Genomic DNA, 13,506 nt, shown 5'->3' with positions numbered 1-13,506 from the left:
GCGCGCGCTCGTTGAACGCTAAGTCACTGGGCCAGTAAACGCTGTCAGCAAACGAGAATACAAATCAAAACACCCACAACCCTAATAGTTGCGGTATCTCAAGAAACTTTGATTTATGTTCTTGTTGTTAAAAATGTAATCGATTAAGTTATTCAAGCATTGCCCGCTTCTACCTGCTGCATGTTTATATCTAGAATCATAATTCCGAGGAGATCTGTGTGTTAACATGGGGCAATCGCCAGAAACCTAATACCACCATGCCTACAGTAAAAGACGTCGCAAGAGTGGCCGGTGTTTCTACCGCCACAGTTTCCCGAGCCTTAGCGAACCCCGAAAAAGTCAGTGAAGCGACACGCGCCAAAGTAGCGCAAGCCGTAAGAGAAACCGGATACTCACCCAATGCCGCAGCCAGAAGCCTGCGTCGCAGCGAATCGAAAACGATCGTTGTTATTTTGCCCGACATCGCGAATCCTTTCTTTTCAGATGTCATTTCGGGTTTGGAGGAAGTCGCGCACAGTGCTGGCTACAAAGTTCTTCTGGGTGATTCAGCGCATGACCCCAAAAGGGCTCAGGACTATTTTGACCTGGTCCCAACCAATCAGGCCGATGGCATTATTTTATTAACCACCGAAATTCCATACACCCTGGTTAAAGATCGTCAGCTCAAAAGTGGCTTTCCTTTAGTCATGGCCTGTGAGTATTTTGACGACTTGGAGCTGCCGACCATTTACGTAGATAACGAAAAGGGGGCAAGCAAGGCGATCGACTATCTTTTGGACATGGGGCACACGCACATTGCCAGCATCAGCGGGCCAATTTCCAACCCAATATGCAGAGATCGCCATCAGGGCTTTTTAAACTGCTTGCGTAAAAAACAGCTCAATTTTGATGAAAAGTACCTAAGACAAGGCGATTTCAGCTTCAGTGCCGGCTACCAACAAGGCCGGGTTCTTCTGCAAATGAAGGATCGCCCGACTGCGTTTTTTTGCCACAATGATGAAATGGCCGTTGGTGTCATCAAGGCGGCCAGAGATTTGGACCTTAAAGTACCAGGAGACGTCTCGGTGGTGGGCTTTGACAACATTAAGTTCGGGGAATACTGCGAACCTGAACTCACCACGGTACACCAGCCCAGAGAGGACATTGGTCGTCAGGCCATGAAAATGATGTTGGATATTCTGGCGTCCAATGACGTACCAATCAGGCAAACCTTACGCACCCAGCTGATTGTTCGCGGCAGTGCGGGGGCGAAACCACAAACCCATTAAAACCCGGGTATCGTGATATGAAAAAAAACGCTGGCGTTTGCCGTCACGCATAAAGCCCGATCAGCCCTTTGCCGATATAAAGACAGCCCAGTACACACAATAGGGTTCGGCTGAAATGTCCGAACTGACGCTCGTTAATGAGCCGCAACAACCGCGTTCCGAGATTCGTACCGATGAGCGCCACCAGGATCGCCATTGCAAACCAATGCCCGGCAACGGCAGTCCCCAGCCAATCACCCTGCCAAAGGGTCGAAATCAGCAGAATACGCATGAGGTGCCCCAAGAGCTGAGTGGCGGCTTTGGTCGCGACAATCTGGAACCGGCTCAACGATGTGCGCTGAAAAAACAGGTCCAGCAGCGGGCCAGCCACCCCGACAAGAATGTGCAACGCAGAGACCAGCAGGCCCGCGGTGAACGCATGCGCAGGTTTCGTGGCGTCCAGCGACAGGCTTCTGGGAACCAGCTGACTGAACAACGCGACCCCGCCAAGCAACAGATAAAACCAGTTTTTATTCAACTGAACCGCCAGCAAGGCAACCACACTGACCGCTAACAAAAGCCCGAACAGATAATGACGCACAACACGCCATTCGATGTGTTGTCGCTGCAACCAGGCCCGATAACCATTGGCCGTAAACTGGCTGATGGCGTGTAAAAACATGGCCGCCGGCAATGGCAATAACAGGGCCAGCACCCCCGCCAGAATGAAGCCGCCACCCATCCCCAGAATACCGGATAATGCACTGGTCAAAGCGATGGCCAACAAGGACAACACAAGGGTCATATCACACTCACAAACGGTTTTTGCTCACTATCCTCATTGTTAACCATTGCAAAAAGCGAAAGTTATGATGATATTAGTTTCCATATGGGAAAGTGATGTCGCCATGTTGAATCAACTTGAATCGTTAATTGTGTTTTCGCACAGCAACACCATGGCAGAAGCGGCCAGCCGGCTTCGTGTCAGCCAATCGGCACTCAGCAAACGATTGTCGGCACTGGAACACCAGCTCGGCTACCCTCTGCTGCAGGTTCATGGCCGCAAGGCCGAGCTGACCGAGCAGGCCATTGCGCTGCTTGAACAACTCGAACCCCTGTACGCTCAGATGAGCGACGTATTGCACAGCATCCAAACGCCCTCACGACTCTCGCTCGATATCGCCATGGCGGATGCGATTATGGTTTCCTGGGGCGCAAGCCTGATCGCCCGTTTACAGAATGAGTTTCCGGATATCAACATTCAGGTGCACAGTCACCGTTCGGCGACCATCATTGAGCGACTGAATCGCGGCCGTTATCAGTTGGGCATCTGCACCGGCACGCCGCAGGATACCGCCGCCTTGCTGGTCGAACCGCTGCTATACGAACCCATGGCCATAGTGACATCCAGACATCATCGGGATAGCTTTAAGCGCTGGCAGCAGGATGATCAGCAAACCTTGCCGATCACCTGCATCGAAGAAAACTCAGCCATGTGGCGATGGCTGCAACCGTCGTTTAAATCGTGGCGTTTGCTCCCTGAGCGGACACTGGAGTCCTCAGTCGGGGCGGCCCGTCTGGCCATGGAAAACTGCGGTCACGCCCTGGTTCCGGAAGGCGTCGCCCGAGTCATCGCGCCGGCGCGCCGGCGCTTTCGATTGACGCCAGAACTGATTGTGAATGCACCCAACGCCTTACTGACCCGGCCTTGCTCGTTGATCTGCCGGAAAGGGATTCTCAAGGATAAGGCGTATCGCTTGGTATATCAGGCCATACAACGGCACAGCGCCGAGCTGGTCAATGCGTAAATCAGGATCACTATGTCGGGCCGTTGGTACACCCCCTTGTCAACCCCACTCGCTAGCAGTTTCAGCCTCGGGGTAAAGGCTGTTTTTGACCCGCTCAATGAACTGCTTTTGAGTACTTGTTGGATGGCCAGCGACATTGGCTATAGAGTCAAGCAGATCAACTGTGGATGACTTTTGGGCCTCAGTGAACTCAGGTAGACAGAGGGTGAGTACTTTTTCGGGGTTAACAAGAATTTCGTCATTTTGATTCAGAAGGTAGACGCATGACCCCAATAAAGAACTCGCCTCTTCTTCCGATTGCTTTAACTTCACAGTAAACAAAGTCAACAATTTGGACTTCTCATCGGCGGACATATCTCCATCTGCCTTTGCCACTGCCGTCATTAATAACGCGACCGCTTCCAATGGATTTTTAATACTAAACGCAGGATTGGCATTAAACTGTTTCAACCACTTACGTTTACGGTTCCAAGCCCAGGGGTTAATCCATCCGATATCGATGCCTAGCCTTTCAAGACCGTACAATACCGAAGCAAGAGCCGTGAGAAATCCGATTATAATATGCATCATTTTTTCCTTTTGATTAATTGTCCTTGCGACACGCATCTGACGATTTATGTCATAGTCCCGAACTTATAGGCGACGTGCCAGCGTCTAAGCAGGGAGTTTATCGCATGATGACGGGTTTCCGAGCACAACCTGAATTAGCCTTAAACCCAGACGCAAAAGTGTGATTGGAATCTAAAACATTAACGAGTATTTATACACTCTGAGTTGGCAACTCGTCGGTTTAACATGAACATCGCTCTTCGGTGCACCGTTTTAGACGTAAGACCCCGTCGATACTTGCGGACTTTTGACAACTTCACCTTAAATATCATCGAACGTCACATTTCAAATGTGGTGAACTCAGAAACAAAAAAGCCCCGTCATCAGACGGGGCTCTTAACACTATCGATCAAAGACGATCGGGCGTGGCAACGATTACTTCGCTGCGGCCATCGCTTCTTCAATCCAGGCGTCAAACGTATCCTGGTTTGCTTTGATCCAGTTTTCCGCGTGCTGTTCAATCTGAGCCTGTGAATCTTCACCGTTGGCAATCAGACCGTTCTGTGCACTGACATCATTGATCGGCAGCTTCGCCACTTCAAACAGTTTAGCGGCGGCTGGATTGGCCATCGCGAACTCTTTGTTGGCAACAATGCGCTCAGAGTTGATTTCAAAGCCATAGTTTTTGCCGTTCGCCAGTTCTGTATCGGAACCGTTCGGGTTTGCGGAGAACGGAACTTCTAACCAGACAACGTCTTCACCCGGAACCAGCTTGCCGGAAACCCAGTAAGGCGTCCATGTGTAGTAGAACACAGACTCACCATCGTTATAACGCGCAATGGTGTCTGAGATGATTGCAGCATACTGGCCTTGGTTGTGGCTGATGGTGTCGCGCAGATCAAAAGCGTCGAGCTGATGTTCAATCACACCTTCACAACCCCAACCTGCCTGACAACCGGTCAGATCGGCTTTGCCGTCACCATTGGTGTCGAACAGCGCCGCGATTTCAGGATCTTTGAAATCTTCGATGTTGTCGATGCCGTACTCATCGGCGGTCGCTTTGTCGATCAGGTAACCCTGAGCGGCACCGCTGATGTAGTGACCTTTACGGTAGAAAACATCGTCACCACCGGCATTGGCGTACATGCCATTGTGCAGTGGGAACCAGTTAACGGCCATGTAAGTTGCGTCGCCATTGGCGATGGACGTGTAGCCGGCGCTGTAGTCGACTTCACGAATGTCCTGAACGTCATAACCCAGTTCTTCCAGGGCTTTGTTGACGACGATGGTCTGAAAGCTTTCTTCAGCAATCGCGCTCTGTACGGGTACGACTTCAACGCCTTCACCTGGCAGATGACCGTCGGCCGATACATTGATACTGACCGCTGCGGCCAGTGTTGTTAAAGCAATAACACGTTTCATGCTTTCTCCTCGTTAGGGGTTAGTTCACTGTTTCTTTGTTAACTTCAGTATCAGACCAACCGGGCCGGTCTGATACCAGTGACGAGTGCCACGTTCACGAGCGTCCTGACCCAATGATTGCGTCATACGGTCGAGAATGATGGCGAGAATGACAATGCCGATGCCGCCGACCGTCGCGAGCCCGATATCGAGTCGACCGATACCGCGCAAGACCATCAGACCCAGGCCACCGACCGAAATCATCGAAGCGATGACCACCATCGACAGACCCAGCATCAGCGTTTGGTTCACACCGGCCATGATGGTCGGCATCGCCAGCGGTAGCTGGACTTTAAACAGCATCTGTTTTGAATCGGCACCAAAGGAGTTGGCCGCTTCAATCAGATCTTCCGGTACCTGACGGATACCCAGGTTGGTTAACCGGATCACCGGTGGTACCGCAAAAATAATGGTCACCACGACACCCGGTACGTTACCGATACCGAACAGCATCACCACCGGCACCAAATAAACGAACGCCGGCGTGGTCTGCATGGTGTCGAGCACCGGACGCATAATGCGGGCGGCCCGATCACTGCGCGCCATGCCGATCCCTGTCGGAATACCAATGACCATACAGAACAGCACTGAGGTCACGACCAATGACAAGGTGGTCATGGATTCTTCCCAGGCACCGACGGCACCCAGAACAAACATTCCGACAACCGTCCAAATGCCGACTTTACGCCCGGACAACTGCCAGGCTAACAGGCCCAGCAAGGCCACCATCATCAGTGGCGGTACGGCATTAAAGGCGACGTCGACCGCTTGCAGTGTGGCGTCAATCGGCGCCTTAATCAGCGAGAAAAATGGTCGGAAATTACCGACAACCCAAGATACAAACGTCTCAACCCAATCCTGCAGGGGAATCAACGTATCGGCGAACGGGTCCGCCAAGCTGAACGGCGTGTCAGTGTCCATGTTGCCGGCAGACATAAAGCTACCGGCATCCGCATCGGCTGCTCCGCCCCATGGGTCGGATGCTTGCGTATCGACGGTGCTGTTTGCGGTATCGCTTTCGGTCGACTCAGGGGTCGCCCAGGGATTTGATGCGGTCATTCTGTGCCCTCCCGATCCAGTGTTTCCAAGAGACGGGCACGACTGATGGCGCCCAGATATTTGCCTTCACTGCCAACCACCGGCAACGGGCATCTTGCCTGAGCAACGGTGCCCAGGATTTCACTGATCGGGGTTTCCCCCGGAATTGCTTCGATGTCTTTCAACAAGGCGTTCTCGAAGCGTTCTTTTTTCTGAATCACTTCATGCAGAGAATCGGTCGACACCACACCAAGGAAGTGGTTATTTTTTTCAACCACGTAGCCGTAATCACGATCATTCTCTCGCAACAACTGCAGACCGGTGCGCAAACCCTCATTCGCATCTTTCTTGATGATCGTAACCTGCGACCGGCGGGCAATGTCCTTGGCGGCAAAGACGTTGGCGACGTCCACGCCTTTAAAGAAGGAGCTGACATACTCATTGGCCGGCTTGTGCAGAATTTCATCTGGGGTGCCGACCTGAACCACTTCACCGCCTTGCATGATCGCAATGCGATCGCCGATGCGCATGGCTTCGTCCAGATCGTGGGAAATAAACACAACGGTTCGCTGATGTTCGGACTGCAGACGAACCAGTTCATCCTGCATCTCGGTGCGAATCAGCGGATCGAGCGCCGAAAAGGCTTCGTCCATCAACAGAATGTCCGGGTCATTGGTCAAGGCACGCGCCAAGCCAACCCGTTGTTGCATCCCGCCAGACAACTCGTCTGGATAACTTTCCGCGTGCGGCTCCAAGCCCACCTGTGCCAGCGCTTCACGCGCTTTTTGGTGACGCTCTTCCAACTCAACCCCGGCCAGCTCCAGGCCAAAGGCTGCGTTGTCCAAGACGTTCATATGCGGCATAAGTGCAAAGGACTGGAACACCATGGCGATTTTACGACGACGCACTTCACGCAGCTGTTCATCGCTGACGTTCAGAATGTTCTCACCATCGATTAAGACTTCACCCCGCGTGGGTTCAATCAGCCGGTTCAGCAATCGGACCAGCGTGGATTTACCGGAACCAGACAGCCCCATGACGACGAAAATTTCTCCTTCGCGAATGCTCAGGTTGGCGTCTTTCACGCCGACCGTCATTCCGGTGGAGGCAAATATTTCGTCTTTCTCTTTTCCCTGATCCAACAACGTCAGCGCTTTCGCCGGGTTTGGACCAAACACCTTAAACAGGTTTTTGACTTCAAGTTTTGTCGACATCTAACGCCCTTTCGGCAGATTCAAACTCTATACACAGCGGAGCTGATCATTGATCGCCGCTGGTAAACGCATTCCATTATCCATAGAAATGATAATATTTACGGCTCTAAACAAAAATGGATGAATTTTTTAGAGCAACTTCAGACATATTACCAAAAACCGCGCCAAAATCCTAATTCAAGGCAATCCTTACTAATTTCAATACTTAGATGTCTAAAAAAATGTAAATATTTACGTGATTCAATAGGCAAAACTGCTATCCATATCAATTTACATCTAAATAATTTAAGTTCGCCAATGTGATCGTTTATTTATTACTCAATCACTCTCAGTGCATTTTGCACCGTGATCATTCAGCCTATGTTTGACTGCACCAAATCGACACACCCATGCATAGCCTCAGCACATCAAGTCGAACTGCAAGGGTGAAAATCTGGAGAGAATGCTCAACCAACTCAGGAACTCATAGGAGTCCGCAAGCTTAGGTTGAGAAGAACAGAAGAACGGAAAAGCATGACCCGAGCATGCTTATAGCGATGAGAAAACCGACTAATCTTCAGCGGGGCTAACGATTAGCCACAGCCGATCAAGTTCAGCGTAAGAGACCTTCGCAGAAAACAACGCTGCTACCGGCGATTCGCACGTCGCTGACGATGCCTGCCTGCTTAGTAATGGTGGTGAACAACCGGCTTGGTCGGCCCATCTCGTCACCCTGAGCGATCTGCAGTTGATACTCGCCTTCGTCTGCAGCGTCATATTGCGCGAGCATCGCGGCCAGTGCGCAGTTTGCACTGCCGGTCGCCGGATCCTCTGGTACACCGTCGGTCGGGGCAAACATACGTGTACGAACGTCTACTTCGTCATCAGCGGTTTTCACGTACAGATGTAAAAACGGGTTCGGCTCGATCGCCAACAATCGGTCCAACGCCTGAGTGTTTACCCGCGCTCGCTGCAAGGCGTCATGCGTTTTCAGTTCGACCATCACGAATGGCAGACCCACACTGGTGATCTGAGGTGAATGCGTCTGCAAAGCCAAGTCATCGACCGATAGCGAAAGCACCTCGGCAATCAATGCCGGGTCATGCACCTGACCGAACTGCAATGGCTCCGGCGCAACCAGCTCCGCTTGCCAAAGCTTACCGGTTCGGCGAACCGTCACCGGTACCCGCCCGGCGCGCTCTTCAAACTGAAAGCAATACCCGGAGACCACATCGAGATGCTCAGCCAGGACACAGGCCGTACCGATATTCGGGTGGCCAGCAAAAGGGACTTCACTGGATGGTGTGAAAATGCGAATTTGATAGTCACCGCCTTGCTGCGGTGCACAGACAAAGGTGGTCTCTGAAAAATTAAACTCGCGGGCGATCTGCTGCATCTGAGCGGTCGTTAATCGATCGGCATCCAGCACCACCGCCAGCGGGTTGCCGCCGAACCGCTTATCAGTAAAAACGTCAGCAACGATAAAAGGCTGTGGCATCAATCCTCCTCCCCGATTGCAGACTTAAGCTGCTTCAATAAATTGGACGGCAGGTTAGTAATGGTCAGGGATTCACTGGCCGGATCGAAATTCACATTCTTACCCAGAATTTCGTTGCTGAAGCTGATCGACACCTCTTTGGTCTTACCGGTATAACGCTGAAATTTTTTCAGTGATGCCCGGTTAGGAATGAACTCCCGTTTGGCTTCCGGTTGTGTCACTTCCATGTAGGACGCCAACGTCTGCGGGCCGTCGGTTCCGACCTCGTCTTTCAGTACCACGGCGATTTCATCAGCGACCACGGTCTCGCCCAACTTATCCTGTTCGGTGCAGTACTCCACCGCTTTTTTACGGTAGTTACTGCCCTTTTCCTGGGGCAAGGTTTCACTGTAGGCCTTCACGATTTCCAGGAACCGCTCGGTATCGACGGCCGTATTAATGGTGTCGACAAAGTTCACAAAGTTCAGCAGTGCCGATTGCAAAGACCGGTCACCGAACCCGAAACTGACCGTCAGGTACTTCTGTTCATTTGCGGCCATGGCGGTCAGATCGACATAGCCGCCAAACCCCAACTTGGCGAAATCAATCAGACGTGCACCGGACAAATCCATCGCCTGCGTCAGCATCAACCCGTCTTTGTGCTTTAAATGGAAAAACCAGAGATTCTCACTGCTTTCCAATGTTTCATGGGCAAAAAACCAGTGACCATCTATGTCCAGTTCCTGCTGCTCGACATCCAGCTGCAGCTGTTTCATGAGTTGCTCGGTCAGCGTTGTAAAACTCACCGAACCAGCCTGCCATTGCTGAGCCAATGCCTTAAAGGTACCCGCCTCTTCGGCAAACTGCCCGTATTGCTTACTGCTGCGGTTATAGAATGCCGTCTTGGTCTGAGTCATCAGGTGTGTGAGCTGATCATCCACCGTCAGCTCGTCGTCACGCAGGTTCAGCGCGGTGGTCGTGGTATTGCGAATGAGTTGATGGACGATGGCGTGTTTAAGTGACATGAAAGACCCGATCTATAACCTGAAGTAAGGCGCCCAGTTTACCCGATTGCCTGCTTCGGTTCATGGAAAATCCGGCGACTGGTTTTAGAGGCGCCCTTCAGTGCGCCGCGGGAATTCGCGAATGGGCCAGGGCCTGCCCAACCCCGGCACCAACAATCAACACGCCGCCGATTAACTGCTGAACAGACAACAGCTCAGCAAACATCACCCACCCAAACACCGATACCGCCACCGGCTCCAGATAGGTGATGGTGCCGTAGACACCGGTTGGCAGATGCTTCAAAGCGACAATAGCGGCGTACAACGCAATAAAGCCAGGCCAGAGTCCCACGACGAACAACCAACCCCATTCAGGAACACTGAATGCCCAGTTCGATTCTCGCCAAAACAACATCGGCAACATGACCAAGGCCCCGGCCAACAGCTGCCAAAAGGCCGTCACGACTGGCTCGGCATCGACGGGCAAGCCACCATTGACGAAGATAAAACCGCCATAACAGAGCATGGCCAGCGCGGCGTAAACCACACCGATATTACTCAGACTGAAGTTCGAACCCTGCTGCATGAGCACAAAACCAAACAAGGCCAGTACCATCAAGCCCCACTGCAGAGCCGACAAGCGCTGGCCGCGAAAGAACCAGGCAAGTATCGTGGCCAGAATCGGCCCCAGATACACCATGAAAATCGCGGTCGCCATGGTGGTGTGATTCATGGATTGAATATAGAACAGGATAAAGCCGGCTAAAAAACCACCCGATACCAAACTGCCGATCCAGGCGGCTCGCCCTGGCATAAGCGCCCGACGCTGCCAACTTAGTAAAGCCAGGAGCAATAACGCGCCAATAAAGAGCCTGAAAAACGTCAAGGTCTCGGAAGGCAACCCGCTGAAGCGGGAAAACACGCCAATGGTCGCCATAGAAATGGCCGCGATTGCTGCGAGCAGACTGTATCGGGCTTGGTGGGAGTCCATGAAAGATCTTATCTCGGCTAAAAGGTGTTACGGAAACCGGCGCAATAAAAACCGGCGCAGACAATGTCTGCACCGGTTAATGATCACTCAACTCAAAGCCTGCTCAGTCGTATTCTTCACTGGCCGGATCGTCCGTGTTTTTGGACTCCGACTGCAGACCGAACATTTCCTTGAATTCATCCATCGCACGAACCGGCTCAAGCAGAACGTCAGTCATGATCGGTTCACGGTAGTTTTCATTACGCTGATAGGCTTCCTGGATGTACTTCAGCGACTCTTCGTAATACCCCAGCGTGGCTTGCGCACAGGCCAACTGGAAGAACGCGTGGACATTGTTTTCATCAATGCTCAGCGCCAGATTACACAGATTGATGGCCCATTGTGGTTCATTGAGCTCCAGCACCGCGTCGGCTTTATAGGTCAATGCTTCAACATCGCTCGCATTGATCGCTAAAATCTGATCATAAATCATGATCTTACCGGATGGGTTCTGTTCCTGCTGAGCCCGCAACCACAGCGAGTGCGTTTCCCGGGTCGCTTCAATTTCTTCCCGGTTCTCCTCAATATCCTGCGTTTTCAGGCGCAGCTGCTTCTCAATATTAGCCAGCCGGCCTTCGTATTCGTTGATCAGCTTATTGATTTCTTCGTTGGCAAACGAATGCACCCGCTCTTTGATGTCCCGGATGGACGTCCAGCCGACAATCACCAAGATGGAACTCGCCGCAGCGACGATATAGAAGAAATAGGTGATGGTATCCGTGGCATATGCCACGCCCCGATCGACGGAACTGAGTTCGCGATCGAGAATCTGCTGCATCAGCTCATGCTTCTGCGCCGCCATTTCAGCACGCAGACTCTTAAGTTCGTCGAGCATATAGCGCTCAACAAAGGGCGTATACAACGGCTCATCAAGCTGATTGACCACAGCTTCAGCGGCGTCAGCGGTCTCAGATGTTGGGGTTGTTGCAGTTGGGGATGTTGAATCCGGTTGTTCATCGTCGGCCCATGCAATGGAACTCAGAGTCAGAACAACCGTCAGAATCAGCCTGCTTACGAGGCTAAACATATAGCGCGTCCATGATCGTGTACCTCTACCAATGATTCGTGCAGCGCTTTCACGGCACCAGCGTAGTCATCTTCGTCCAGCACGAACTGAACGTCAACCTGGCGCATACATTGATGCACCGCCAAGATACTTATACCAGCATCGGCGATGGCTTTCGAGGTTTTGGCCAGCAATCCTTTAATTTTAAGGTCGCTGCCAATCGCGGAGACCACAGACACCTTCTTCTGATCCACTTCCGCTTCCGGAAACAGCGTCTCCAGTTTCTTGCGGATTCGCTTGATCGTTTTCAGGTTGGTCTGCAGATAGTGCGTCACGGTGTTCGCATTAATGTCTTTCGACACAATATGCGCTTTGTACTCTTTAATCACCGACACAATCTTCGGATCATAGGTATGGAACAGGCCAGCCATGTCCTGATCGAACACCTCAATGGCATAAATACCTTTGGTGCCGGCAATGATTTCCACACAGGGTGACTCACTGACGTAATCACCGGTAATCAAGGTCCCGGTGTGCTCCGGCTCAAAGGTATTCTTCACACGCAGAGGAATGTCGCTCTGGCGCAGGCCTTTGGCCGCTTTCGGGTGAATCGCTTCCATCCCGAGGTTGGCGAGCTGATCCGCCACATCGTAATTGGTTCGACCAATCGGTACCGCATTGTCTTCGCCTACCAAGCGCGGATCGGCACTGGACAGGTGAAACTCTTTATGAATGACCGCTTCCATCGCACCGGTCAATACCGCCAGGCGACTGAAAGTCATTTCGCTGTAGCCGCGGTCGAATGAGGTCATCAAACCGGCTTCCGTATGAGCATACCCGGTCACGATCGGCATCTGCTGGGTCAAATCCAGCTTGCTGAACGCTTCGGTAATACGCTCATCCAGCGTCATGTGCGTTTGCGTGCGCCAACCGGTCAGGTCGACAAAACAGGCATTGATGCCATCACGCTGCAACAGCGTCGCCATGTTCCAGGCACTGTGCGCTTCGCCGATACTGGCCAGCATTTCACGGACCGTATCCAGGTGAGCATCCAGCGCAAAGTGACCGTGACGACACAGGCTCTGCAGATCGAGCAGGCATTTCTGTGCGTCAATCAGACGATCGTTAATGAAGGTATTGGCTTTCTGCAGCAGCCCGTCTTCTGTCCCAAACAGCTGTTCGTTAATCTGATACAGCTCGTTGCGCAGCGAGTTCAGAGCTTCCAGCCAGCTGTCGTCTTCCATGCTGCTCGCAAACAGCTTGAATACACCGGGCTGACCGGATTTCTTATGATCCAATAATTTGTTGGTGATACCACCATAGGCTGAGACAACAAACACGCGATTGTATGGATTGCCATCATGAGCCTGTTTATGAATGATATTGTCGCGCACCGACTCGTAATCACTCATCGATGTGCCACCGATTTTTTCAATAGTATGCATAGTGGTTACTCGATTGTTTCAGCATCCAGTTCATAGGCACCGTCGGCATTGTGTACTTCTTTACCGTTCAGTGGCGGATTAAACACACAGGCCATCTTCATTTCTTCGAACGCACGCAGCATGTGCTTATCGTTCTTGTCCAGAATGTAGATGGTGCCTGGCTCAATCGGGTACTTTTTACCATCGGCCAGCGTTTCCACTTCTCCGCGACCGCTGATGCAGTACACCGACTCTAAGTGGTTCTGGTA

Annotated in this window: 13 protein-coding genes; 2 read left to right on the top strand and 11 right to left on the bottom strand. The window is 52.0% G+C overall.

Annotation, left to right across the window (positions count from 1 at the left end):
* Nucleotides 1-218: 218 nt before the first annotated feature.
* Complete coding sequence (locus tag MED297_RS12425) at nucleotides 219-1,268, top strand: LacI family DNA-binding transcriptional regulator (RefSeq protein WP_237613444.1); 1,050 nt, start codon at nucleotides 219-221, stop codon at nucleotides 1,266-1,268.
* A 43-nt stretch (nucleotides 1,269-1,311) separates the two neighbouring features.
* Here MED297_RS12425 and MED297_RS12420 read toward each other — a convergent pair whose 3' ends face one another.
* On the bottom strand, nucleotides 1,312-2,052 hold the full coding sequence (locus tag MED297_RS12420; RefSeq protein ID WP_008045402.1) for a TSUP family transporter: 741 nt from the start codon (nucleotides 2,050-2,052) through the stop codon (nucleotides 1,312-1,314).
* 64 nt (nucleotides 2,053-2,116) lie between these two features.
* On the opposite strand from MED297_RS12420, the gene MED297_RS12415 reads away from it, so the two are divergent.
* Complete coding sequence (locus MED297_RS12415; RefSeq protein WP_008045401.1) at nucleotides 2,117-3,055, top strand: LysR family transcriptional regulator; 939 nt, start codon at nucleotides 2,117-2,119, stop codon at nucleotides 3,053-3,055.
* Nucleotides 3,056-3,094: 39 nt separating this feature from the next.
* On the opposite strand, the gene MED297_RS12410 is transcribed toward MED297_RS12415, so the two are convergent.
* From MED297_RS12410 to MED297_RS21895, 10 genes are all read right to left on the bottom strand, one after another.
* Nucleotides 3,095-3,625 (bottom strand): tellurite resistance TerB family protein, encoded by a 531-nt coding sequence (locus MED297_RS12410; RefSeq protein ID WP_237613443.1) that lies wholly within the window; start codon nucleotides 3,623-3,625, stop codon nucleotides 3,095-3,097.
* A gap of 414 nt (nucleotides 3,626-4,039) precedes the next feature.
* The gene (gene proX, locus MED297_RS12405) at nucleotides 4,040-5,026 is read right to left on the bottom strand and encodes a glycine betaine/L-proline ABC transporter substrate-binding protein ProX (protein WP_008045399.1); all 987 of its coding nucleotides are present in this window, start codon (nucleotides 5,024-5,026) and stop codon (nucleotides 4,040-4,042) included.
* Nucleotides 5,027-5,050: 24 nt separating this feature from the next.
* Nucleotides 5,051-6,124: a glycine betaine/L-proline ABC transporter permease ProW gene (proW, locus tag MED297_RS12400; RefSeq protein WP_008045398.1), complete on the bottom strand. Its 1,074-nt coding sequence runs from the start codon at nucleotides 6,122-6,124 to the stop codon at nucleotides 5,051-5,053.
* Nucleotides 6,121-7,317: a glycine betaine/L-proline ABC transporter ATP-binding protein ProV gene (proV, locus tag MED297_RS12395; protein ID WP_008045396.1), complete on the bottom strand. Its 1,197-nt coding sequence runs from the start codon at nucleotides 7,315-7,317 to the stop codon at nucleotides 6,121-6,123. Before proV ends, proW begins: the two co-directional genes overlap by 4 nt.
* Before the next feature lie 592 nt (nucleotides 7,318-7,909).
* On the bottom strand, nucleotides 7,910-8,794 hold the full coding sequence (locus tag MED297_RS12390; protein WP_008045393.1) for a PhzF family phenazine biosynthesis protein: 885 nt from the start codon (nucleotides 8,792-8,794) through the stop codon (nucleotides 7,910-7,912).
* Nucleotides 8,794-9,798 (bottom strand): nucleoid-associated protein, encoded by a 1,005-nt coding sequence (locus MED297_RS12385; protein ID WP_008045391.1) that lies wholly within the window; start codon nucleotides 9,796-9,798, stop codon nucleotides 8,794-8,796. Before MED297_RS12385 ends, MED297_RS12390 begins: the two co-directional genes overlap by 1 nt.
* Before the next feature lie 97 nt (nucleotides 9,799-9,895).
* Entirely contained in the window at nucleotides 9,896-10,768 is an 873-nt protein-coding gene (locus tag MED297_RS12380; RefSeq protein ID WP_008045385.1) for a DMT family transporter, read from the bottom strand.
* Nucleotides 10,769-10,871: 103 nt separating this feature from the next.
* A complete protein-coding gene (locus MED297_RS12375; protein WP_008045383.1) occupies nucleotides 10,872-11,834 on the bottom strand; it encodes a TPR end-of-group domain-containing protein in 963 nt (320 codons plus the stop codon).
* Complete coding sequence (locus MED297_RS12370) at nucleotides 11,819-13,258, bottom strand: aspartate kinase (RefSeq protein WP_008045382.1); 1,440 nt, start codon at nucleotides 13,256-13,258, stop codon at nucleotides 11,819-11,821. Before MED297_RS12370 ends, MED297_RS12375 begins: the two co-directional genes overlap by 16 nt.
* Nucleotides 13,259-13,263: 5 nt before the next feature.
* The coding region (locus MED297_RS21895) for an ectoine synthase (protein WP_008045381.1) at nucleotides 13,264-13,506 on the bottom strand (243 nt) is incomplete at its 5' end.

The organism is Reinekea blandensis MED297, assembly GCF_000153185.1.
Classification (GTDB): domain Bacteria; phylum Pseudomonadota; class Gammaproteobacteria; order Pseudomonadales; family Natronospirillaceae; genus Reinekea; species Reinekea blandensis.
The sequence above is the reverse complement of the archived record's forward strand: the minus strand, read 5'-3'. Positions and strand labels throughout refer to the sequence as shown.